The following is a 23284-nucleotide window of genomic DNA, read 5'->3' on the forward strand; positions in this document are numbered from 1 at the left end:
CCCGTCTTTTAGCGCAGCAGAAAGACAATCAATATAATAACGAGCAGCCAAAGCGCGATATGGCCGAGCCGCGCCCCACGCGCCTGCGCCTCGCCGAGCTTGGCGATGACGCTTTCTGACAGTTCGAATCCGTCCTCGGCCATGCTTTCAAGCTGGGCGATGATCTTTTCGGTCTGCAGCAGCACGGCCGGCAGGTTGCCGGCGAATTGCGCCAGCGCGTTGACGCCGCGCCGCGCGTCCTCGATCCTGCCGACCGGACCTAAATTCTCGCGCAGCCAACCGGAAACGACGGGCTCCGCCGTCGACCACATGTCGAGCTTCGGGTCGAGCCGCCGCGCCACGCCTTCGACGACGACCATGGTTTTCTGCAGCAGGACGAGTTCCGTCCGTGTCGTCATATCGAAAAGCGCCGTCACTTCGAACAGAAGGGTCAGCACCCGCGCCATGGAAATCTCGTCGGCCGGGCGGGCATGGATCGGCTCGCCGATGGCGCGGATCGCCTGGGCGAAATCCTCGACCTTGTGATAGCCCGGCACATAGCCGGCCTCGAAATGCACTTCCGCGACGCGGCGATAATTGCGGGTGATGAAACCGTAGATGATCTCGGCGAGGAAGCGGCGCTCCTTCAGGCCGAGCCGGCCCATGATGCCGAAATCGACGGCGGTGAGCCGCCCCTGCCGGTCGACGAACAGATTGCCCTGGTGCATGTCGGCATGAAAGAAACCGTCGCGCACCGCATGGCGCAAAAAGGACTGGATGACGGTGCGCCCGAGTTCGGCCAGATCATAGCCGGCGGCGGCGAGCCCTTTCGTATCCGAGAGGGAAATCCCGTCCACCCATTCGGAGGTGAGGACTTCCTTCTCGGTGCGATCCCAATCGACGCGCGGGACGCGGAAATCGCATTCCTTCTCGGTATTCTCGGCGAATTCCGATGCGGCGGCGGCTTCGAGCCGAAAGTCCATCTCCATCTTCACCGTGCGGGCGAGAATATCGACGACCTCCGCCGACTTCAGCCGCTTGGTGTTGGGAAACCAGCGCTCGCCGATCCGCGACGCGAAATACATGTCGGAAAGATCGCGGCGAAAGCGCCGCTCGACGCCGGGACGCAGCACCTTGACCGCAACTTCGCGCTCGCCGGCGCCATCGCGCACCCGGGCGCGATGCACCTGCGCGATCGACGCGGCGGCAACCGGCTCGCCAAATTCGACAAACACGTCATCGATCTTGCGGCCGAAGGCGGTCTCGACCATTTTGATCGCTTCGTCCTGGGCGAAAGGCGGCATATGGTCTTGCAAGGCTTCGAGCCGGCGCGCGACCTCGGCACCGACGACATCCGGCCGCGTCGCCAGAAATTGCCCGAGCTTCACATAGGATGGACCCAACCGGCTGATCGCCGCGGGCAGACGATCGGGTCCTTTGCGGCTGTTCTTGCCGAGGAATTTGGCCGCGGCGAACGGCAGCCGCGCGACCGGCGGCAGGGCGTCGATATCGACGTCGCGGAACAGACCCGCGCGGGAGAGAACGAATCCCGCCCTGGCGATGCGCAGTGGATGCCCGAAGGAAAAGATCAAAGCTTCCAGCCCGAATGGATGGCGACGATGCCGCCGCTGAGCTTTGTATACGCGGCGCGGGCAAAGCCCGCCGTCTCGATCATAGCGCGAAAATCCTCGGCGGAGGGGAACCGGCGGATCGATTCGACGAGATAGCGATAGGCTTCTCCATCGCCCGTCACCAGCCGGCCGATCGCCGGGATGGCGCGGAAGGAATAGGCTTCATAGATCCGGTCGAGCGTCGCGACATCGACCTGAGAAAATTCCAGGCACAGAAAATGGCCGCCTCGGCGCAGCACGCGGAAGGCTTCCCGAAGCGCAACATCGATGCGCGGCACGTTGCGGATGCCGAAGGCGATCGTATAGGCGTCAAATTCATTGTCCGGAAAGGGCAGCGCTTCGGCATTGGCCTCGACGAAGGTCAACCTTTCGGCAACGCCCTTCTTGTCGGCCCGCGCCCGCCCCACCGCAAGCATGTCCGGATTGATGTCGAGCAATGTCACCTGCGTTTGCGGGCCGCCCGCCTTGGCGATGCGAAAGCCGATATCGCCGGTGCCGCCGGCGACGTCGAGATGCCGGAACGGCCGCTTTTTCGACGGATGCACATTGGCCGCGAATTGATCCTTCCACAGCCGGTGCATACCGGCCGACATCAGATCGTTCATCAAATCGTAGCGGGCCGCGACGCGGTGAAAGACCTGGTCGACGCGGCGCTGCTTTTCCGGCAACGGCACGGTCGAAAAGCCGAAATGCGTGTTTTCCAAATTGTCCTCGGACATCGCTCACATTTCGTTCAAGCGCCGCGCCGCGGCCCTGGCGAAGCTGGCCAATAGCCAGGCGCGCGCCTATCTATGCGTCGCGCCTCTATTGCCCGGTTTAGCCTGCCGCCGTCAAACTTGACCGGAGGCATGCTTAATTTCGCCGGCGGGGTGCGGTTGGAGATGCAGATGAACCCGTCCTTTTCTCGTCCTATGCGTCATCTTTTTGCCGGGGTCGCCGCTTTTAGCCTCCTCGGCCTCGCGCCGGCCGCGGCGGAGACCTATAAGCTCCTCGCCAATCTCGACGGGGCAAGCGAAGTGCCGCCGAATGCGGCCAAGGGCACCGGCAGCCTGTCGGCAACCTATGACACGACGACAAAGAAACTGACCTGGACCGTCAGCTATTCCGGCCTCACCGGCGCTGCCGTCGCGGCGCATTTCCACGGCCCCGCCGGCCCCGGCAAGGACGCGCCCGTCGAAGTGCCGGTCTCGACCGGGCCAAGCCCGCTGCAGGGCTCGGCGACGCTGACCCCGGCGCAGGAAAAAGACCTGCTCGATGGCAACGTCTATTTCAATATCCACACGCAAGCCAATCCAAAGGGCGAAATCCGCGGCCAAGTCTCGAAGGCGGAGCCGGGCTAAACATTTCCTTCGCATTCCGCCGGGAGCGCGCATAAAGGACCATGCCTGAACTCCCGGAAGTCGAAACCGTCCGCCGGGGCCTCGCCCCGGTTTTCGTCGGCGCGCGATTGCTCCGCGTCGAACAAAGACGCGCCAACCTGCGCTTTCCGTTCCCTGCGGATTTTTCGGCGCGGCTCATGGGACGCATGGTGACGGCGCTGCGCCGGCGCGCCAAATATCTCATCGCCGATCTCGACCATGGCGAGGCGCTCGTCATGCACCTCGGCATGTCCGGCTCGTTCCGCATCGAAGACGGCGGCGACGAGAATATCCCCGGCCTCTTCCACAATTCGCGCGGCAAGGATGCGGCGCACGATCACGTCGTCTTCATCCTCTCGAGCGGCAAGCGCGTTATTTATAACGATCCACGCCGCTTCGGCTTCATGTTGCTCGTCAAGCAGGATTTGCTGGCGGCGCATCCGCTGTTTCGCGATGTCGGCATCGAGCCACTCGGCGACGCGCTCACCGGCGCGACATTGGCGCGGCTTTTTGCCGGCAAGAAAGCGCCGCTGAAGGCCGCATTGCTCGACCAGCGCCTGCTCGCCGGCCTTGGCAACATCTATGTCAGCGAGGCGCTCTATCGCGCCGCTCTTTCGCCGCGCCGCGCCGCCGGGTCCCTGGCGCGCAAGAACGGCACGCCGACGCCGCGCGCCGATCTGTTGGCGAAAGCGATCCGCGCGGTTCTCGAAGAAGCGATCGAGGCCGGCGGCTCGTCGCTGCGCGACCACCGCCAGGCGAACGGCGAACTCGGCTATTTCCAGCACAATTTTCGTGTCTATGACCGCGCCGGCGCGCCCTGCCCGCGCCCCGGCTGCGGCGGCACGATCAAGCGGATCGTCCAATCGGGCCGGGCCAGCTTCTATTGCGCGACCTGCCAGAAATGAGACTCAGGCCGGATCGACCCGTCCGGGCGTGACCTCAAAGAATTGCGCGCGCTCTTCGAGGCCGGCGAAAGCCGCCCGGTCGGCGCCGGTCATGAACACCTGCGACCCGAGCGCCGTGAGCCTGTCGTAAAGCGCGGCGCGGCGCGCCGCATCGAGATGCGCGGCGATCTCGTCGAGCAGGATGATCGGCTTGATCCCACTCAAAGCCGCGACAAGCCGCGCATGCGCCAGCACGATGCCGACAAGCAGCGCCTTCTGCTCGCCGGTCGAGGCGCGCTCCGCCTCGGCCTGTTTCGGCCCGTGCATGACGCGAAGGTCCGCCGCATGCGGGCCGATCAACGTACGCCCCGCCGCCGCGTCGCGGGCGCGGTTCTGGCGCAGCCGATCGCGATAGATATCCTCGGCTTCGAGCGCCGGCCGCGTCGCGATCAAGTCTTCGACATCGCCGTCGAGCGTCAATTCGGCGAAGGGAAACGGCGAGGCGGTGTCCTTATCCTGCAAGATCACCTGCATCAGATGTGCGACCGTCTCGTTTCGCGCCGCGGCAACGGCGACGGCGAGTTCGGCGACCTCGCGCTCCGCCGCATCGAGCCATTGACGGTCGCGCGCGGCATTTTCCAGCAGTCGGTTGCGATTGCGCAAGGCCCGTTCGAGCGCATTGACCCGGCCGCCATGTTCGGAATCGAGCGCCAGAACCAGGCGATCGAGGAACCGCCGCCGCTCGCCGGCCGGCCCCGCAAACAGCCCATCCATCGCCGGCGTCAGCCAGACGATGCGGATATAATCGGCGAAGGCGCGGATCGATGCCACCGGTTCGCGGTTCAGCCGATAGCGTCGCACGAGGCCGTTCTCGGCCTGGATCTCGGTTCCCGTGCCGAGTTGAATCGTGTCATCCTGCCCGGCAATCTCGGCGGATATGGCGAAGGTGCCGGGACCGCCGGCGCGGGCGCAGTCGGCAAGGTCCGCCCGGCGCAGGCCACGCCCCGGCGACAGCAAGGAGATCGCTTCGATGAGATTGGTCTTTCCGGCCCCGTTTTCGCCTGTCAGGACGACAAGGCCGGCAGCCGGACGAATGTCGAGCGCGGCATAGGAGCGAAAATCCGTAAGAAGCAACCGGGTCGCCGCCGGCTTAGCGCCAGACTTGGCGCCAGAATTGGCGCCAGAGCCGGCGGCCGAGTTTTTGAAAGCTGTTGGGGCGGCGTTCATATACGGTCATTAAAGGAAGACGCCGACCCTGAAAACCGCAGGTCACCATCGTGCCGCACGAGACGATAAGCCAAGGGGTCTTGGACCAGACGCATTACCGGCTCGGCCCGCGCGGCGACGATCTCGCACCGCTCGCCGACCTCTGGGTTGCCGCCTGGCAAATGGCGATGCCGCAGATCGATTTCTCGGCCCGCCGCACGTGGCTCATCACCTGCGTGAAAGACATCGAGGCGCAGGGCGGCACGACCGTTTGCGCTTACGACGGTGCGGGCGAGGTCGCCGGCTTTTTCCTGCTCGATCTCGACCGTGGTTATCTGGAGCAGATCGTCATTGCGCCGCCGTTGTTCGGCACCGGCCTTGCGCCGCTGTTGATCGGCGAAGCGCAGCGGCTCTGTCCCGGCGGGCTGACGCTCGACGTCAATGCCGACAATCTGCGTGCGCTGCGGTTTTACGAAAAGGCCGGCTTTCAGCGCGGCGAACCGGGCGTCAATCCGGTCTCGGGGCTCGCCACCTGGCGCATGCACTGGTCGAGCACCGCCTCAAGCATCGCTTAGCCCATCGCTAGTGGTGGCGATGATGATGCCAATGCCAGTGGCGGTGCGCATGCGGCGCGCTGCTGCCGACGTCGATGACAATATGCTGGCGTTCGTGGGCGCGATGATAGCCGTGCCGTGACGGCCGCGGTGCAGCGCTGTCGCCGCCCCCCACATCACCACCGCCTTCGTCACCGCCTGAGCCGGATGTCATCCCGTGCATATGCGCGACGGGGCCGAACGAGGCGAGGCAGCGGTTATAGGCATCCGCGGCCTGGATTTTCTCGCAATCCTTGATCGACCGGGGGGCGGCAGCAAGTGGTACGGCGAGAAACGCGATACCCAGCAAGCCGAGCATCGGCGCAGCGCGTCCAAATATCTTCATCCTCTGAGCGTCGCTCCGGTCTTATTTTCAACTTCAGCGATGATCTTGCTGGCGACAGCATCGATCTCGGTCTCGGTGAGCGTCTTATCGCGCGGCTGCAGAGTGACCGCAATAGCGACGGACTTCTTGCCCGCGGGAATCTCGCTGCCCTCGTAGACGTCGAACAGAGTCACACCCGTTATGAGGGCGCGATCCGCCGATTGCACTGCACGCAGTAGGTCAGCCGCATTCACATGACGATCGGCGAGGAAGGCGAAATCGCGCTCGACCGGCATCAGATCGGAAAGCTCCAGCTTCGGCTTGGTCTTTGTCGGCTTGGCCTTGGGCAGAGGGATTTCATCGAGCACGATTTCGAAGCCGACAAGCGCCGCTTCGATGTCGAGAGCTTCGAGCACGCGCGGATGCAATTGACCGAAATAGCCGATGATATTTTTGGGACCGAATTGCAGCGTGCCGACACGTCCGGGATGGAACCAGGCCGGGCCACCGGCGAGGATCTGCAAGCCGCCGAGGGGCACCCCGAGCGCGCCAAGCACAGCCAGAGCATCCGCCTTGGCATCGAAAATGTCGGCCTCGGATGCGCCTTCTTCCCAATGCCGGCCGCGCGCGGCGACCCGCGCACGGCCGCGGCGCAGCCCCGCTGCGGCGATCTTTTGATCTTCGGGCCGCGTGCCCTTGAAAACCGGGCCGACCTCGAACAGCGCCGCATCGCCGAAACCACGTGCTGCGTTGCGCTTCGCCGCCGCGGCGAGGCCCGGCAGCAGGCTCGGCCGCATATCCGACAGATCGGCCGCAATCGGATTGGCGAGCACCACGGCCTCATCGCCGCCGCCGAACAACACCGCCGCCTCATGCGAAATGAACGACCAGGTGATCGCCTCGGTCAAGCCCTCGGCGGCGAGCGCACGCTTCGCTGTTCGCACGCGCTTTTGCAGCGGCGTCAGAATCGCGGCAGAAACCTGCGCGTCCTCGCGCGGCAGCGGCTGCGACGCGATCCGGTCGAGGCCGGCGATGCGCAGAATCTCTTCGACGATATCGGCCTTGCCTTCGATGTCGGGCCGCCAACTCGGCACGTCGATCACGACAAGATCGCTGTTGCCGGGCAGGCTCGCCGGCCGAAAGCCGAGATGTTCCAGGATCGATGCCATTTCCGAGGGCGAAAGCTCGATGCCGGCTAGCCGGCGCACTTCGCTCCACGGGAAGGTGATGCGTTTGCGCGCATCGGGGATCTCACCGGCGAGTACGATCTCCGACGCCTCGCCGCCGCAAAGTTCCTGCACGAGCTGCGTTGCATAGTCGAGGCCGGGCAGCACCGAGGCCGGATCGACGCCGCGCTCGAAGCGATAGCGCGCATCCGAATTGATGCCGAGACGGCGGCCGGTGCGGGCGATGTTGACCGCATCCCACAGCGCCGCTTCGATCAGCACATCGGTTGTCGTCTCCGAACAGCCGCTCGCCTCGCCGCCCATGATGCCGGCGAGCGATTCGACGCCCGTGTCGTCGGCAATGACTACGGCAGTCTCGTCAAGCGCATAGGTTTTGCCGTCGAGCGCAACGAGGCTTTCGCCCGGCCGCGCCCGGCGCACATGGAGATCGCCCATAACTTTCGCCGCATCGAAGACATGCAGCGGCCGCGCCCGGTCGATGGTCAGGAAATTGGTGATATCGACCAGCGCATTGATCGGCCGCAGCCCGATGGCGCGCAATTGCTTCTGCAGCCATTCCGGGCTCGGCCCGTTCTTGACGCCGCGCACCAGCCGCAGCGCGAAGGCCGGGGCGAGATGTTTGTCGGCTTCGGCGAAATCGAGGCTGACCTTCACCGGGCAGGGAAAGCGGCCCGGCACGGGCTCGACCGGCTCCGTCTTCAACTGGCCGATGCCGGCCGCATCGAGATCGCGTGCAATGCCGAGCACGCCCGCCGCATCCGGCCGGTTGGGCGTGAGGTTGATCTCGATCAGCGGGTCGCTGAGATCGGCCCATTCGGCATAGAGAGCCCCCACCGGCGCGTCGGCGGGCAGATCGAGAATGCCCTCCTGGTCCGTCGAAATTTCCAGCTCGGCGCCGGAGCAGAGCATGCCGGCCGATTCGACACCGCGGATGGTGCCTTTGCTCAGCGTAATGCCTTTGGCGGGAATAGTGGCGCCGGGCGGCGCGAAAACCGATTTCATGCCGGTGCGGGCATTGGGGGCGCCGCAAACAACCTGGACCGGATGACCGGTTCCGATCGCGACGAAGCAGAGGCGCAGCCGGTCGGCATTCGGATGCGGGCGCGCTTCCAGAACTTCGGCGATGACGAAATCCTTCAGCGCCGCGGCCGGATCATGGACGTGTTCGACCTCGAGGCCGACCTTGGTCAGCGTGGCGACGACCGTCGCGAGATCGGCATCGGTATCGAGGTGCTGTTTCAGCCAGCTCAGGGTGAATTTCATAGACGGAATTTCTTGGACGGTCCGGTTGCGCGGCCAACCGCGGCCGCCGGGTCAGAAGATCGCGGCCGCCGGTATAGAGACAGACCGCCGTGAATTCCAGCCTAGAGCGGGATGCGGAAAAGTGTCCGCGGTTTTTCGCAAAAATCCCGCTTTAAATTATTAGAATCGATCACGTTTATGATTTCAGATCGAATCGATCCGAAATCATCGTGATCTAGAGCGGGAGGCAGAGAAAAAGACGCCAAAACAAGACCCTAGCCGACCGCCCCGTCGGCGCCGAATTGGCCCGTCTTGCGGTAGCGCAGCAGATAGGCGGGCACCAGCGCCTCGAAGGATTCGGCGGCAATGCCAAGGCCGTTCAGAGTGCGCCGCGCAGCCATTGCCGCAGCCGAGACGATATTGTCCTGCTCCAGCAATTTGACCTGATCCGGAGTGAGGACGAAATCCTCCGGCATCAGGCCGAGCGTGAGCCGCGCCATCAATTCGCTGATCGCGCCGAAACCGCGCGCGGGACCGAAGGGCAGTGTCAGCAAAAACCGCTTGCGCTCGGTCTCGGCGAGGATGAATTCGATGATTTCGCGCAGGCTGCGCACTTCCGGACCGCCGAGTTCATAGGGCGCCCCCGCCGTCGCCTTGCCGGCGAGCACCGCCGCGGCCGCCCTGGCCACGTCGCCGGCATAGACCGGCTGCAATTTGGTGACGCCGCCGCCGATCAGCGGCACGATCGGCGACAGCCGCGCCAGCGCAGCGAAGCGATTGAAGAAGTGATCTTCCGGCCCGAAGACGACCGACGGCCGCAGGATCGCCGCATCGGGCAAAATTTCGCGCACGGCGGCTTCGCCCGCCGCCTTGCTGCGCGCATAGGCCGAGCCCGACTGCGGATCGGCGCCGAGCGCCGACATATGGACGAAAGCGCCGATGCCGGCGGCGCGCACCGCGGCGGCGACATTGCGCGCGCCTTCGTGATGCACCGCCTCGAAGGTCTGCTTGCCGCTCTCGCGCAAAATGCCGACGAGATTGATCGCCGCATCGGCATTGCGCAGCGCCGCCGTGAGCGAATCGGGATAGCGCAGATTGGCCTGGACCGCGGTGATCTGGCCGACGCCGCCCGAGGGCTGGAGATGGAAGGCGAGATCCGGCCGGCGCACCGCGACGCGCACCAGCCAGCCCTCTTTCGCCAGGGCGCGGACGATGTAGCGGCCGAGAAAACCGGCGCCCCCGAAGACCGTCACCAGCCGATCGCTCCGCCGCATCGCTTCGTTCATCGCCGACGCTCCTCCTGGCAAGTCCATTGGCTTGTCCGTGCCGCCGTTCTAATCAGGCGGCCTGCGCCTGTACAGCGCGCAGGCCACCCCCGGCGGGCTTTTTCCGAGACTGGCTTTTTCCAAGAGAAGTCTGGCGGCCGATTGACAAGAGGCGGAGGCGGCCCGTATGGGAAGCTGCCGCATGCCCTGGTGGCGGAATTGGTAGACGCGCTGGTTTCAGGTACCAGTGGTGAAAGCCGTGGAGGTTCGAGTCCTCTCCAGGGCACCAGGAGACCCTTTCAAGGTTCTCCTCCCGCTTTGTATAGCTGCCGCATTTCAATAGGTTAGAGGATTCTCGTCCGGGCCCTGTTTATGCGCACATTATTCCGGTGGTTTCTCGGTCTCTTGGTCGTCATTGCACTTTTCTGCTCGTTTCCGTTGTGGGTCATTCCCTACCGGACCGCGAGCGGCGAACACACTGGCTATGTAACGGCCGTCGAGCGGAAGGGCGTCTTCTTCAAGACCTGGACCGCGTACGTAAAGACGAGCCCCACCTCGTCGCAGGAGGATGTATATTGCGTGATTGATCGTTCTGTCATTCCGCAGCTCCAGCAGGCGGCACAGTCGAATCAGCATGTCGATCTGTATTTCGTCGATTGGCTGAAGCGAGGCGTTCAGAACTGCAAGGGCGAAAGCGCAATCATCACCAAAGTCGTTCCCATAAACTAAAAAGCCCCCATGAGCGCTTTGCGAAAGAGAGGGTGCGGCACCTCCAAGCGGCACACCTTTCGCGAAGGGCATATCGGACTCAAAGCGCAAGAAAGTCTCGTTGCGCATCCGGGGGCTTCGGAATGGCCGCAGCGACGCCTACAGGGGCGCTTGATGGTCCGTCGGCTCGATTGCGCAGCTTGAGCACGAGGTTATGCCTGAGAGGCCAGCGCGACGTCATCGCGAAAGCGCAGGAACGACAACGGTGACATCGCGGGACAGCTTGGGATTGGCGTTGCCAGCGTCTATCGCGTCCTCAAAAATCATAAACATATTGTGCCCGCGTTTCCGGACTGAGAGCCGCTCGACATCCTGAGCCTTATCTGGCAGCTGAATCGGGCATGTTGCTATGCCATCGCGCGTGACAAGACGCACGGCGCAGCCTCTTTGAACCGCCCTATCCGGTCTCATCGATTCAGCTCAGATTCGGAGGGGGCTATGGAAGAACGACCGGACGCGGAGATTCACGCAGACCGGATTGGTGTTAAGGTGACTGAAAACGGAAAGTTCGCTCTGCTGCACATTCTCAACGACAATCGCTCACTCTCGGTGAGCATCGCGCGCAGGCCGCTGCTCGAATTCCTGCGTTTGGCTCTCACGCAGCTCGAGATCACGAGCCCGGGCAATTCTTGAATCGTTGGCTTGATTGAGGATCAAGCGCCGTTCGCGGCCGGCGTTCGCCGGCCGCAATCACCGATCTTGACGGGACGAGGCCCATCACAAGATCGCGATTGAGAAAATCTCTGAATCGAGCGTAAGGGCCCGAGCCGATAGGTCGAGCGACACGTTATCCGGCAGCGAAACCTTCACGCGACAACGAAACGCGCCATCGGGCTGCATGACCAACGATCGGCCGTTGCCTTCTCTCAAAATATCCATTATTCTAGATATATGGATAGAGAAGAGACGATCCTCGCGCTTGCGGCGCTGGCGCAGCCGACCCGGCTCGATGCCTTCCGCTTGCTTGTGAAGCACGAGCCGGACGGTCTGCCGCAAGGCGAACTCGCGGAGCAACTCGGCGTGCCGCAAAATACGCTCTCATCCCATCTCAACATTCTGACGCGCGCCGGGCTCGTGCGCAGCGCGCGGCATAGCCGGTCGGTCATCTACCGCGCCGATCTCGCGCGCTTGCGCGACGTGACGCTTTATCTCGTCAAGGATTGCTGCGGCGGTCGCGCCGAACTCTGTGAACCCCTCGTCGCGGAACTCAAGGCGCCGTGCTGTCCGCCGCAACGCGCGAGCCGAAGAAAGAAAGCCCATGTCTGAGCGGGTCTTCAACGTTCTCTTCCTCTGCACCGGCAATTCGGCGCGCTCGATTATGGCGGAGGCCATTTTGAACGCCCAGGGTAAAGCGCATTTGAGGGCCTATTCGGCCGGAAGCCACCCAAAAGGTGAGGTTCACCCTCTCGCCCTAAAAATGATTTCCGAAGCGGGCTTCTCGACGGCAGGCTTGCACTCGAAGAGCTGGGATGCCTTCGCTCACCCGGACGCACCGCAAATGGATTTCGTGTTTACGGTTTGCGACAATGCGGCAGGCGAGGTTTGTCCGCTATGGCCAGGCCATCCCATGACAGCGCATTGGCCGATCGAGGACCCCGCCGCTGTTCATGGCAGCACCATCGAACAGGAAAAGGCCTTCGTGCTTGCGATGAAATATCTCTCCAACCGGATCGGCGCGTTCAGCAACCTGCCGATAAAGGGCCTCGACGAATTGACGCTGCAAAAGCGAGTACAAGAAATTGGGCACATGCCCGGCTCATTTCCAAGGTGATGAACGATGGACGTGATCATCTATCACAATCCCGATTGCGGCACGTCGCGCAACACCCTCGCAATGATCCGCAATGCCGGGGTCGAGCCGCATATCATCGAATATCTCAAGACACCGCCGTCGCGCCGGCTCCTCGGCGACCTGATCGCGCGCATGAACATTCCGGTCCGCGCCCTGTTGCGCCAGAAGGGCACCCCCTATGCCGAGCTTGGCCTGGCCGATCCAAGCCTCGACGACGAAGAACTCCTTGACGCGATGATGGCGCATCCGATCCTCATCAATCGGCCGATCGTCGTCACCCCGAAAGGGGTTCGTCTCTGCCGTCCCTCCGAGCTCGTTCTCGATCTTCTGCCGCCGCAACAAGGCGAATTCATCAAGGAAGATGGCGAGCGGGTCGTCGACGAGCACGGCCATCGCATTGCAACCGCCTGAGGTGATCCGTGACACGATTTGAGCGCTATCTGACGCTGTGGGTCGCCCTGTGCATCGTTGCAGGGATCGTCCTCGGCCATGCATGGCCCGGGCTGTTTCAGGCCGTCGCCGCGCTCGAGATCGCCAAGGTCAACATTCCCGTCGCGGTGCTGATCTGGCTGATGATCATTCCGATGCTGCTGAAAATCGATTTCGCGGCGCTGCGCGGAGTGCGCGAACATTGGCGCGGCATCGGCGTCACGCTGTTCATCAATTGGGCGGTGAAGCCATTTTCGATGACTCTCCTCGCCACCCTCTTCATCGGCTTTCTCTTCCGTCCCTATCTGCCGGTGGGCGAGATCAACTCCTATATCGCCGGCCTGATCCTGCTCGCGGCCGCGCCCTGCACGGCCATGGTCTTCGTCTGGTCGAACCTGACGAACGGCGAACCGCACTTCACTTTGAGCCAGGTCGCGCTCAACGACACGATCATGGTCTTCGCCTTTGCGCCGATCGTCGGCCTGCTGCTCGGGCTTTCGGCGATCACGGTTCCCTGGGACACCCTCATTCTCTCGGTCGTGCTCTATATCGTCCTGCCGGTCATCGGAGCGCAATTCCTGCGCCGCCGCCTGCTCGCCGCCGGTGACTCCCATGCCTTGGAACGGCTTCTGGCGCGGCTGCAGCCCGTTTCCCTCGTCAGTCTCCTCGCAACGCTCGTGGTCCTGTTCGGCTTCCAGGGGCGGCAAATCGTGCATCAGCCGATCATCATTGCGCTTCTGGCGGTGCCGATCGTTATCCAGGTCTATTTCAATTCCGCCCTGGCTTATCTTCTCAACCGATTGGCGGGCGAGCAGCATTGCATCGCCGGTCCGTCGGCGCTGATCGGGGCGAGCAACTTTTTCGAACTGGCGGTCGCCGCCGCGATCAGCCTTTTCGGCTTCAATTCGGGCGCGGCTCTCGCGACGGTCGTCGGCGTCCTCGTCGAGGTGCCGGTCATGCTCTCGGTGGTCGCCCTCGTGAACCGCAGCAAAGTCTGGTACGAGCGGGGGGCCGCGCGCCATCGCGAGACCAGCAATGCTTGAAGATAAGACCGTCGCCAATCTCGACCGGGCTGCCTTCGCCACGATCGACACTGCTGCCTTACATGCGCCCGCTCTCTCTCATCCGCCGCGCATTTTGCTGCTTTACGGATCGCTGCGGGGGCGCTCCTACAGCCGCCTTTTGACCTATGAGGCGGCGCGGTTGCTTGAGGCGTTCGGCGCCGAGATTCGCATTTTCGACCCGCGCGGCCTGCCGCTGCCGGACGATGCGCCGATTGACCATCCCAAAGTAAGGGAATTGCGCGAACTTTCGATTTGGTCCGAGGGCCAGGTCTGGTGCAGCCCGGAGCGGCATGGCGCCATGACCGGCATCATGAAGGCGCAAATCGATTGGATTCCGCTCGAGACAGGCGCGGTCCGCCCGACCCAAGGCAAGACTCTGGCGGTGATGCAGGTGAGCGGCGGCTCACAGTCCTTTAACGCGGTCAATCAGATGCGCGTCCTTGGCCGGTGGATGCGCATGGTTACGATTCCGAACCAATCGTCCGTCGCCAAAGCCTATCAGGAATTTGATGAAGCGGGCCGGATGCGGCCCTCGTCCTTTTATGATCGGGTTGTCGATGTGATGGAAGAGCTGATGAAGTTCACGCTTCTGACGCGCGGGCCGTCAAACTACCTGACGAACCGTTATAGCGAGCGCAAGGAACACGCCGCGAAACACGAGGCACGGACGAACCTCAAGGCGATTTGACGCCATCGCTTCGCCGGGAATCCCGGCGCCATCGGAGGCGCGAGAGGATGACAAGGCTTATCGCAACGGCGAGCGTTCTGGTCATCGCCATTGCCGGCTTCGGCGCGGCTTTCTGGCTGCAACGCCGGCCGGCCGACCGCAATCCGATCCCGTGCGGAGACTGTCAGATTCGCCAACCCGCCTACGCGCCTAACGTTTTCCGCCCGACTCCAGCCCGGCAACAAAATGTGGGCTTCGGCCGCTGCCCAGGTGACCGAATCACCTGCCCGTGACATAAGGCGGCATGGTGCGCCAAATCGCTGCCGATCCGGGCTTCGGGGTTTACGTCCACTGGCCGTTCTGCCTGTCGAAATGCCCGTATTGCGACTTCAACAGCCATGTCCGCTCGCAGAGCGTCGACGAGCGGCGCTTTGTGGCGGCCATCGGTGCCGAGCTTGCACATCGTGCGGGCCTCACCAAGGGCCGCACCGTGCGCTCGGTCTTCTTCGGCGGCGGCACACCCTCGCTGATGCAGGCGCAAAGCGTCGGCGCGATCCTTGAGACCATTGCCAAACATTGGAAGATCGCCCCCGACGTCGAAGTGACGCTCGAAGCCAACCCGTCAAGCGTCGAGGCGGCGCGCTTCCGCGACTATCGCGCCGCCGGCGTCAACCGCGTCTCGATCGGCGTGCAATCCTTCAACGATGCCGATCTGAAGGCGCTCGGCCGGCTGCATAATGCGGCCGAGGCCAGCAACGCCATCGATGTCGCGGCACAGGTTTTTGAGCGCTTTTCGTTCGACCTGATCTATGCGCGGCCGAACCAGAGCGTGAAGGCCTGGGCGGCGGAGCTGAAATCGGCGCTCGGCCGCGTCCGCGACCATATCTCGCTCTATCAGCTGACGATCGAGCCGGACACGATGTTCGAGCGGCTTTACAACGCCGGCAAGCTCAAAATCCCCAATATGGATCTCGGCCGCGCCTTTTGGGACGTGACGCAGGAGCTAACCGCGCTCGCGAGCCTGCCCGCCTACGAAGTCTCGAACCACGCGCGCCGCGGCGCCGAGAGCCGCCATAATCTCATCTATTGGCGCTATGGCGAATATGCCGGCGTCGGTCCCGGCGCGCATGGCCGCATCGTCACGCCCAAGGGGCGCCGGGCGCAATCGACCGAACGGCACCCGGAAATGTGGCTCACCGTCGTCGAGGCCGACGGCCAGGCACTGGTCGAGGACGAATTGCTTTCGAGCGAAGAACAGGGCGACGAATTCCTGCTGATGGGCCTGCGGCTTGCCGAAGGCATCGAGCCCGCCCGTTTCGAGGCGGTCGCCGGACGCCGGCTCGATCCGGGCCGCATCGCCTCGCTCGTCGCCGACGGCATGGTGGAGATGATGCCCTCGGGCCGGCTGCGCGTCAGCGCCGAAGGCTTTCCGGTGCTCGACGCCGTGGTGGCGGATTTGGCGGCTTAGTTAAGTCGCCGAGCTGCGCCCCGCAAAGCTGCGCGGCGCCTGGCTCAACGCAACGGCGCTACCGTTTTCAATCTGGAAGATGGCAAGCGCGCGCTCGTTCTGGCCGTTCGGCTTGAAGCGGAAGACGCCGTCAGCGCCGTTGAAGCCGGCGGAATTGGTCAGCACATTTTCGGAAAATTTGTCGGCGCCGCCGCGCCGCGCCAGGGCGATGACCAGCGAGACGGCATCATAGCCAAGCGTTGCGATCCGCGTCGGGTCGCTGCCGTATTTGGCCCGATAACGCTGCGCGAACGCCTGGAAGCCGCCATTGTCCGGCGCGGCGAACCAGGCACCCTGCAAGGCCGGCAGGCCGAGCACGCGCGCATCGTTCCAGAGGCCGGTGCCGAGGATTTGCACCTTATGCGAATTGAGCCCGGCAGCGGTGAGGGCCCGCGCCATGGCCGGCATGGCCTCCGCCTGCTCGGGAATGAACAGTGCATCGATCTGGTTGCCGAAGGCGGCGATCTTGCCGACCGCGGTCGAGAGCGTCTGCGGCGTGTAATTTTCGAGCTCGACGACGCGCAGGCCGCGCTGTGCGGCGATCTGCTGAAACTCGGCCGAAGCGACACGGCCGTAATCGTTGTTCGGGATCAGCGCGGCAAACGAATGTTTGCCCTGGCTCGCGGCATAATCGACGATGCGGTCGACATAATTCTCGATCAGGAACGAGAGCAGATAGACGCCCGGCGCGGCGGTCGATGTGTCGGTCGAAAAGGCGATGACCGGCTTGTTCGCGGCTTGGGCGATTTCGCCGACGGCGCGCACATTGGGCGAGAACAGCGGCCCGAGGATGAGGTCGTCGTTCTCCGTTACGGCCTGCTGCGCGGCGGCCTTGGCACCGTCCGGCGTCGAATGATCATCCTTGAACGCGATCGTCACGCTGTTGCCGCCGCTCTCGGCGACGGCAAGATTGGCGGCGTTTTCGAGCGAGGTGCCGACGACGCTCGGCGTGCCCGAAGCCTGGGTCAGCGGCAGGATCATCGCGACATGCACGGGGCCGCTGCCGGCAGCGCCACCCGGCGCCGACGGCGCGCCGGGCAAAGGCTCGGTCTGCACCGGCGTGACCGGCGCCGAGGCGGAGAAAGAATCATTGTTATTGGTCGAGGCGCTCGGATTGACCTCTTCGCAAGCCGCAAGGCTCAGCGCCACGATCGCCGCAAATGCAAGCCGGCCCGCGACGCCGATGCGCTGGCCGAACCGCCGGGCAGACCCGAAGCTATGAAACAAGAGACCCCCTTGGCCGCACATCGTCCCAGCGGCCCGCAGGATGATCGCGATCGTCCGCGACCCGGCACAAGCTCAAGGCTTAACTAGGCGGAGATTATATCTGATTTGAGGCGGCTCGAAAGCAAGAGAACATCGCCGCCGGCCTAAAGGGCCGCTTGCGGGCGCCGAAGCAGCGTTCTATATATGGAACGATTGAACGTTATATAGAACGGTTCACGCAGGCGGTTGAGCGCGGCGAAGGTCTGGAATGAGCGAACATCAGAAGCCTTTGGATCTGCCGGCAGCAGGCGGCGCGGCGACCTTCACCGCTTTCGGCCTTCGTGCCGAAGCCGTAAAACTCGGCCCCGGCCTGCATGTCGTGGCGACGCCGATCGGCAACCTCGCCGACATTTCCCTGCGGGCGCTTTCGACGCTTGCCGCGGCGGATGCCGTCATCGCCGAAGACACGCGGGTGACGAAGGTCCTGCTCGCCCATTACGGCATTGCGACGCCGCTCGTCGCCTATCATGAGCACAATGCCGCGGTGATGCGGCCGCACCTCATCGCAAGGCTTGCCAATGGCGCCGCGCTCGCCCTCGTCTCCGATGCCGGCACGCCGCTCATTTCGGATCCCGGCTACAAGCTGGTCGCCGAGGCGTTGTCGGAAGGCCTGCCGGTGACCTCCGTCCCCGGCGCCTCCGCCGTACTCACCGCGCTCGTCGTCGCCGGCCTGCCGACCGATCGCTTCTTCTTCGAGGGATTTTTGCCGCCGAAATCGGCGGCGCGGCGGCAGCGGATCGCGGCATTGGCGGCCATCCCCGGTACTTTGGTCTTTTTCGAATCGCCGCAGCGTGTTGCCGAGACGCTGAAGGACCTCGCCGAGCTGCTCGGCCCGCGCGAGGCGGCGCTGGCGCGGGAACTGACCAAAGTCTTCGAGACGGTACGGCGCGGCGAACTGCCGGAGCTCGCCGCGACTTTCGCCGCCGAGCCGCCGCCCAAAGGCGAAATCGTCCTTCTCGTCGGGCCGCCGTCGGAAGGCGCGCTGAAGATCGATGCGGAAGAGCTCGACCGCCGCATCGCCAAGGCGCTCGAAACCCTTTCGGTCAAGGAGGCGGCCACGGTGATTGCCGCCGAGACCGGGCAGCCGCGCCGCAAAGTTTATGCGCGGGCTGTGGAACTCTCGGCTCGCAACCGTTGAAGCCGCCGCCGAAGCGGCGCAAACTCGGCCTGGAGTTTTAAGGACGGCTGATGGAAGCCAGGATCGGCAGAACGACGCCCGAGGCCCGCCGGCAGGCACGGTTTGCCGGGCGGCGTGCAGAGCTTTTGGCGGCCGTTTATCTGCGCCTCAAGGGTTACCGGATCTTGGCCCGCCGCTACAGCGTCCGCGGCGGCGAGATCGACCTCATTGCCCGGCACGGCACGGCCATCGTCTTTATCGAGGTGAAATACCGGCCGACACTGGCCGAAGCGATGGCTGCGATCGACGCTTGGAAGTCCCGGCGCGTTTCGCGGGCCGCCCGCGTCTGGCTCGCCGCGAACCCCTGGGCAGTCCGCTTGACGCTGCGGGGGGACGCGGTCTATCTCGCGCCGCGACGCTGGCCGCGCCATATAAAGGCTGCGATGCCGTTGGATTTCGATTGAATGATTGCCCCTCTCGCGCGTTAGCGCGCGAGGATCAAGCCGCCAAGGCATGGCGGCAGGAAGATCGAACGAATGACTACGGCCGAATCCGCCACCTCCGCGTTCCGCGCGGGCGCGGCCGAGGTCAGCGAGCCGGAGGCCCATGCGCCATCCGGAATCATCGCCGATCTCGTCGCCGTGCTCGTCGCCGTGACGGCGGGCGAACCGCGCGTCCTGACGCTGCAGGATGCGCGCGCGCTGCCGTCGGGCGCGTTCGAGCTTGCGCATCGCTCGCTGCAATCGGGCCTGCGCGCCTGGGTCGAGCAACAGACGCATCATCCGCTCGGCTATGTCGAACAACTCTACACCTTCGCCGATCGCGACCGCGGTCTCGGCCCCGAGCAGCGCGTCATCTCGATTTCCTATCTCGGCCTGACGCGCGAGCGCGCCCCCGGCCCTGGCGACCGCACGAGCTGGCAGGACTGGTATCTTTATCTTCCGTGGGAGGACCACCGCGTCGGCGTCCCGGCGATGATCGATGCGGTCATCCTGCCGAACCTGCGCGCTTTCGCCGAAGCGGCGCCGACCGCGGCGCTGCGGCACGATCGCAGCAACCGGATCGCCGTGACCTTCGGCACCGACGGCCGGCCCTGGAACGAGGAACTCGTCCTCCAGCGCTACGAATTGCTCTACGAGGCCGGCCTGATCGCCGAGGCGCGGCGCGGCAAGCCCGAGACCGGCCCGGCGCCGGCGCAGGGTCGCAGCATGAGCCTCGACCACCGCCGGATTCTCGCCACTGGCATCGCTCGGCTGCGGGCCAAGATCAAATATCACCCGGTTGTGTTCGAACTGATGCCGGATACGTTCACGCTGCTGCAATTGCAGCGCTGCGTCGAGGCGCTCGCCGGCCGGCTCGTTCACAAGCAGAATTTCCGCCGCCTCGTCGAACAGCAGGAACTCGTTGAAGAGACTGGCCAATCGAGCCAGGAGACAGGCGGACGCCCGGCCAAGCTCTTCCGCTTCCGCCGGGAAGTTCTGTTTGAGCGCGCCATCGTCGGGACCAAGCTGCCCATCTCGCGCTCTTGACAAACGTTATACTCAACCCCAGCATATTACCCAATAATGCTCAAAGGGAGTATAATGTGATGGTCCAGACTGCCTTGTTGCCCGGCACGGCGCTCAAGAGCGAGGACCTCTACGCTAAAGTGAGCCATAAAATTCCGGCGATCGAATGGCCGGTCTTCTCTGGCGATATCGAGGCGATCCAGCGGCTGAAGCGCGAACGCAACGCCGTGATTCTGGCGCATAATTATCAGACGCCGGAAATCTACCATTGCGTCGCCGATATCGTCGGCGACAGCCTGGCGCTCGCGCGTGAAGCGGCCGAGGCTGATGCCGATGTCATCGTGCTCGCCGGCGTGCATTTCATGGCCGAGACGGCGAAACTGCTCAATCCGACCAAGAAAGTGCTGATCCCCGATACCCGCGCCGGCTGTTCGCTCGCCGAATCGATCACGCCGGAGAATGTGCGCGAGCTGCGCCGCCGCTATCCGGGCGTACCGATCGTCACGTATGTCAATACGTCGGCTGCGGTGAAGGCCGAGTCCGACATCTGTTGCACCTCCGGCAACGCGCGCAAAATCATCGAGTCGCTCGGCGTGCCGCGCGTCATCATGATCCCCGACGAATATCTGGCGAAGAATATCGCCGCCGAGACCGGCGTCGAGATCATCACCTGGAAGGGCCATTGCGAAGTGCACGAGCGCTTCGGCACCGAGGAAGTCGCGCAGCTGCGTGAGGATTATCCCGGCGTCGTCATCCTGGCGCACCCGGAATGTCCGCCGGAAGTGGTCGAAGCCTCCGACTTTTCCGGCTCGACCGCCGCGATCGCCAATTATGTCGAACAGAAGCGGCCGGAGCGCGTCGCCCTGCTCACCGAATGTTCGATGAGCGACAACATCTCGGTTCACTATCCCGAGCTTGAATTCATCCGGCCCTGCAATCTCTGCCCGCACATGAAGCGGATCACCTTGGCGAACATCCGCCGTTCGCTCGAGACCATGCAGCATGAGGTTACGCTCGATCCTTTGACGGCGGCGCGGGCGCGCCGCTCGGTCGAGCGCATGCTGGCGGTGTCGTAAGCGAGATCCGCCATGCACATTTATGATCTCGAAGGCAAGGTTCTGATCGTCGGCGGTGGCATTGCCGGATTGATGACGGCGCTGAAGCTCGCGCCGGAACCCTGCGTGCTCCTGAGCAAGGCGCCGATCGGCGAAGAGACGTCGAGCATTCTCGCGCAGGGGGGCGTCGCCGCCTGTGTCGGGTCCGACGACAGCGTCGCGCTGCAGGTCGCCGATACGCTCGCAGCGGGCGATGGGCTTTGCGTCGCACCGGTCGTCGAGCGCATCGTTGCCGGCGGCCCGGCAGCCATTGAAAATCTCATCCGTCTCGGCGTCCCGTTCGACCGCGCCGCAGACGGGCGTTTGAAGCGCGGCCTCGAAGCGGCGCACAGCCGGCATCGCATCGTTCATGCCGGCGGCGACAAGACCGGGCGCGAGATCACGCTGACTTTGGCGGCGGCCGTCCGCGCCACGCCCTCCATCGCGATACTCGAAGGCTTTTCCGCGCGCCGCCTGAGCGTCGAGGATGGCGAAGTCGCAGGCCTTCTCGCCGATGGCCCCGATGGCAGCGTCTTCCTGCGGACCAACCGCATCGTGATCGCGACCGGCGGGATCAGCGGCCTCTTCGCGCATGGCACCAATCCGGTCGGCTCCTGGGGGCAGGGCCTCGCGCTTGCCGCCCGCGTCGGCGCCAGGCTCAGCGACATGGAATTCGTGCAATTCCATCCGACCGCGCTCGATGCGCCGGGACCGCAATTGAGCCTCGTCAGCGAGGCCGTGCGCGGCGAAGGGGCGATCCTCGTCGATGAAAACGGCGAGCGCTTCATGGCCGGCGTGCCGGGCGCGGAACTCGCGCCGCGCGATGTCGTCGCCCGCGGCGTCTGGCAGCAGCTTCGCGCCGGCCATCGCACCTTCCTCGACGCGCGGGCCATCAAAGACCTCGCCGCGCATTTCCCCGGCGTGACGCAGCATTGCCGCGCCGCCGGCATCGATCCGGTTACGCAACCGATCCCGATCCGGCCGGCCGCGCATTATCACATGGGCGGCATTAAAGTGGACCTTGCAGGCCGCACCACTGTCGAAGGCCTGTGGGCGGTCGGCGAAGCCGCATGCACCGGGCTACATGGCGCCAATCGGCTCGCCAGCAATTCGCTGCTCGAAGCGCTGGTCTGCGCCGGCTTCGTCGCCGAAAGCCTCAAGGCGGCGCCGCAAAGGCCTGTGCGGCGCGGTCCCATCGAAGCACCGCTGCGCCCGAGCGAGCCGCAATCCGTCCGGCCGATCCTGTCGCGGACTGCCGGCGTCCTGCGCGCCGGTGCCGAATTGCGGCAAGCCGCGGCCGAGCTTTATCCGCTTGCGCACGGCAATGATGCCGCGCTCGTGGGCCTGATGATCGTCATCGCGGCACTGCGGCGCGAGGAAAGCCGCGGCGCGCATTTCCGCCTCGACTTTGCGCAGAAGGATGCGATCCCGGTTTCGCCGCGCGACATCAACCTGACGCAGGCCTTCACGGCGGCGCAGGACCTCGCGCTGGCGCAAGTCGCCTGATGCGTCTCGCGCCGCTGCCGCGGGTGATCCTTGAGCCGTTGGTGCGCGCCGCGCTCGCCGAGGATCTGGGTCTTGCCGGCGACCTGACCACCCATGCCATCGTCCCGCCGCAGGCGCAGGCACAGGCGCGCTTCGTCGCCCGCAAGGCGGGCGTCGTCGCCGGCCTCGATCTCGCAAAACTCACCTTCGAACTCGTCGATCCCTCCCTCGCCTTTGCCGTCGAAAAGCCCGATGGCGCGAAAGTCGCGGCAGGCGAGACGATCGCCGCAGTCGGCGGCGCGGCGGCGGGGATTCTGATCGGCGAACGGGTGGCGCTCAATTTTCTCGGCCGTCTCAGCGGCATCGCCAGCGCGACGGCGCATTTCGTTGCCGCCGTCGCCGGAACCAAAGCCGAGATCGTCTGCACGCGAAAAACGACGCCGGGCCTGCGCGCCATCGAGAAATATGCGGTGCGTGCCGGCGGCGGCCACAACCATCGCTTCGGCCTCTATGACGCCGTGCTGATCAAAGACAATCATATCGCCATCGCCGGCGGAATCCTCGAAGCGCTGCGCCGTGCCAAAGAGAGCGTCGGCCATCTGGTGAAGATCGAGGTCGAAGTCGATACGCTCGATCAATTGCACGCAGCGCTCGGCGAAGGTCCCGATGCAGTGCTGCTCGACAATATGAGTCCGGCGCAATTGGCCGAAGCGGTGAAGATCGTCGCCGGCCGCGCCATCACCGAGGCCTCGGGCGGCGTGTCGTTGGAGAATGCCGCCGCCGTTGCGGCAAGCGGCGTCGATCTCATTTCGATCGGCTGGCTGACCCATAGCGCGCCGGTACTCGACATCGGCCTCGACTTTTAAGCCGAGCCGCGGGTCTAAATTTTGTTTTATTTCCTTGAGCTCGGCCCGGCA

General features: G+C 64.4%; 24 protein-coding genes and 1 tRNA gene. 18 read left to right on the forward strand and 7 right to left on the reverse strand.

All coding sequences use genetic code 11. From position 1 onward, the window contains the following. Positions 1–8: 8 nt before the first annotated feature. Both ubiB and ubiE read right to left on the reverse strand, forming a co-directional pair. Positions 9–1571, reverse strand: a complete 1563-nt coding sequence (ubiB, locus tag Q0025_RS09665) for a 2-polyprenylphenol 6-hydroxylase (protein ID WP_297298414.1) — start codon at positions 1569–1571, stop codon at positions 9–11. Beyond that, positions 1568–2329: a bifunctional demethylmenaquinone methyltransferase/2-methoxy-6-polyprenyl-1,4-benzoquinol methylase UbiE gene (gene ubiE, locus Q0025_RS09670; protein WP_297298416.1), complete on the reverse strand. Its 762-nt coding sequence runs from the start codon at positions 2327–2329 to the stop codon at positions 1568–1570. The genes ubiB and ubiE overlap by 4 nt, the downstream gene beginning before the upstream one ends. Positions 2330–2497: 168 nt before the next feature. Here ubiE and Q0025_RS09675 point away from each other — a divergent pair, with 168 nt between their 5' ends. Both Q0025_RS09675 and mutM read left to right on the forward strand, forming a co-directional pair. Continuing rightward, positions 2498–2950, forward strand: a complete 453-nt coding sequence (locus tag Q0025_RS09675) for a CHRD domain-containing protein (protein ID WP_366939439.1) — start codon at positions 2498–2500, stop codon at positions 2948–2950. Positions 2951–2991: 41 nt separating this feature from the next. Then, entirely contained in the window at positions 2992–3873 is an 882-nt protein-coding gene (gene mutM / locus Q0025_RS09680) for a bifunctional DNA-formamidopyrimidine glycosylase/DNA-(apurinic or apyrimidinic site) lyase (RefSeq protein ID WP_297298418.1), read from the forward strand. A gap of 3 nt (positions 3874–3876) precedes the next feature. Here mutM and recF read toward each other — a convergent pair whose 3' ends face one another. Continuing rightward, positions 3877–4986, reverse strand: a complete 1110-nt coding sequence (recF, locus tag Q0025_RS09685; protein ID WP_297298420.1) for a DNA replication/repair protein RecF — start codon at positions 4984–4986, stop codon at positions 3877–3879. 173 nt (positions 4987–5159) lie between these two features. Here recF and Q0025_RS09690 point away from each other — a divergent pair, with 173 nt between their 5' ends. Then, positions 5160–5633 (forward strand): GNAT family N-acetyltransferase, encoded by a 474-nt coding sequence (locus Q0025_RS09690; protein ID WP_297298422.1) that lies wholly within the window; start codon positions 5160–5162, stop codon positions 5631–5633. Between the two features lie 7 nt (positions 5634–5640). Here the strand turns inward: Q0025_RS09690 and Q0025_RS09695 are convergent, their stop codons facing one another. The 3 genes from Q0025_RS09695 to Q0025_RS09705 form a co-directional block, all read right to left on the reverse strand. After that, the gene (locus Q0025_RS09695; RefSeq protein WP_297298424.1) at positions 5641–5970 is read right to left on the reverse strand and encodes a hypothetical protein; all 330 of its coding nucleotides are present in this window, start codon (positions 5968–5970) and stop codon (positions 5641–5643) included. Positions 5971–5993: 23 nt separating this feature from the next. Continuing rightward, positions 5994–8426 (reverse strand): phenylalanine--tRNA ligase subunit beta, encoded by a 2433-nt coding sequence (pheT, locus tag Q0025_RS09700; protein WP_297298426.1) that lies wholly within the window; start codon positions 8424–8426, stop codon positions 5994–5996. A gap of 254 nt (positions 8427–8680) precedes the next feature. Further along, positions 8681–9691, reverse strand: coding sequence for a complex I NDUFA9 subunit family protein (locus Q0025_RS09705; protein ID WP_297298428.1), 1011 nt, complete (start codon positions 9689–9691; stop codon positions 8681–8683). Positions 9692–9874: 183 nt separating this feature from the next. Here Q0025_RS09705 and Q0025_RS09710 point away from each other — a divergent pair. The 9 genes from Q0025_RS09710 (at position 9875) to hemW (ending at position 15858) form a co-directional block, all read left to right on the forward strand. Then, a tRNA-Leu gene (locus Q0025_RS09710) sits at positions 9875–9959 on the forward strand. 83 nt (positions 9960–10042) lie between these two features. Next, positions 10043–10399: a hypothetical protein gene (locus Q0025_RS09715; protein WP_297298431.1), complete on the forward strand. Its 357-nt coding sequence runs from the start codon at positions 10043–10045 to the stop codon at positions 10397–10399. Between the two features lie 477 nt (positions 10400–10876). Next, positions 10877–11071 carry a hypothetical protein gene (locus Q0025_RS09720; RefSeq protein WP_297298433.1) on the forward strand — a complete coding sequence of 65 codons (195 nt, stop codon included), beginning with the start codon at positions 10877–10879 and terminating at the stop codon, positions 11069–11071. 258 nt (positions 11072–11329) lie between these two features. Beyond that, positions 11330–11704, forward strand: a complete 375-nt coding sequence (locus Q0025_RS09725) for a metalloregulator ArsR/SmtB family transcription factor (protein ID WP_297298435.1) — start codon at positions 11330–11332, stop codon at positions 11702–11704. Continuing rightward, positions 11697–12209 (forward strand): arsenate reductase ArsC, encoded by a 513-nt coding sequence (locus Q0025_RS09730; RefSeq protein ID WP_297298468.1) that lies wholly within the window; start codon positions 11697–11699, stop codon positions 12207–12209. The genes Q0025_RS09725 and Q0025_RS09730 overlap by 8 nt, the downstream gene beginning before the upstream one ends. A gap of 6 nt (positions 12210–12215) precedes the next feature. After that, positions 12216–12641, forward strand: a complete 426-nt coding sequence (gene arsC / locus Q0025_RS09735) for an arsenate reductase (glutaredoxin) (RefSeq protein ID WP_297298437.1) — start codon at positions 12216–12218, stop codon at positions 12639–12641. An 8-nt stretch (positions 12642–12649) separates the two neighbouring features. Continuing rightward, positions 12650–13702 (forward strand): ACR3 family arsenite efflux transporter, encoded by a 1053-nt coding sequence (gene arsB / locus Q0025_RS09740; protein WP_297298439.1) that lies wholly within the window; start codon positions 12650–12652, stop codon positions 13700–13702. Then, the gene (arsH, locus tag Q0025_RS09745) at positions 13695–14411 is read left to right on the forward strand and encodes an arsenical resistance protein ArsH (RefSeq protein ID WP_297298441.1); all 717 of its coding nucleotides are present in this window, start codon (positions 13695–13697) and stop codon (positions 14409–14411) included. Before arsB ends, arsH begins: the two co-directional genes overlap by 8 nt. 283 nt (positions 14412–14694) lie before the next feature. Further along, the gene (hemW, locus tag Q0025_RS09750; RefSeq protein WP_297298443.1) at positions 14695–15858 is read left to right on the forward strand and encodes a radical SAM family heme chaperone HemW; all 1164 of its coding nucleotides are present in this window, start codon (positions 14695–14697) and stop codon (positions 15856–15858) included. Here hemW and Q0025_RS09755 read toward each other — a convergent pair whose 3' ends face one another. After that, positions 15859–17124: a penicillin-binding protein activator gene (locus Q0025_RS09755; RefSeq protein ID WP_297298445.1), complete on the reverse strand. Its 1266-nt coding sequence runs from the start codon at positions 17122–17124 to the stop codon at positions 15859–15861. Positions 17125–17371: 247 nt separating this feature from the next. Here Q0025_RS09755 and rsmI point away from each other — a divergent pair, with 247 nt between their 5' ends. The 6 genes from rsmI (at position 17372) to nadC (ending at position 23233) form a co-directional block, all read left to right on the forward strand. Then, entirely contained in the window at positions 17372–18301 is a 930-nt protein-coding gene (rsmI, locus tag Q0025_RS09760) for a 16S rRNA (cytidine(1402)-2'-O)-methyltransferase (protein ID WP_297298447.1), read from the forward strand. A gap of 50 nt (positions 18302–18351) precedes the next feature. Further along, positions 18352–18744 (forward strand): YraN family protein, encoded by a 393-nt coding sequence (locus Q0025_RS09765; protein ID WP_297298449.1) that lies wholly within the window; start codon positions 18352–18354, stop codon positions 18742–18744. A 72-nt stretch (positions 18745–18816) separates the two neighbouring features. Beyond that, positions 18817–19809 (forward strand): hypothetical protein, encoded by a 993-nt coding sequence (locus Q0025_RS09770; protein ID WP_297298452.1) that lies wholly within the window; start codon positions 18817–18819, stop codon positions 19807–19809. A 59-nt stretch (positions 19810–19868) separates the two neighbouring features. Beyond that, a complete protein-coding gene (gene nadA / locus Q0025_RS09775; RefSeq protein WP_297298470.1) occupies positions 19869–20864 on the forward strand; it encodes a quinolinate synthase NadA in 996 nt (331 codons plus the stop codon). Between the two features lie 12 nt (positions 20865–20876). Continuing rightward, complete coding sequence (locus Q0025_RS09780; protein ID WP_297298454.1) at positions 20877–22388, forward strand: L-aspartate oxidase; 1512 nt, start codon at positions 20877–20879, stop codon at positions 22386–22388. Continuing rightward, the gene (gene nadC, locus Q0025_RS09785; protein ID WP_297298455.1) at positions 22388–23233 is read left to right on the forward strand and encodes a carboxylating nicotinate-nucleotide diphosphorylase; all 846 of its coding nucleotides are present in this window, start codon (positions 22388–22390) and stop codon (positions 23231–23233) included. The genes Q0025_RS09780 and nadC overlap by 1 nt, the downstream gene beginning before the upstream one ends. Positions 23234–23284 lie beyond the last annotated feature (51 nt).

This window comes from uncultured Methylovirgula sp. (assembly GCF_947646745.1).
Classification (GTDB): Bacteria; Pseudomonadota; Alphaproteobacteria; order Rhizobiales; family Beijerinckiaceae; genus Methylovirgula.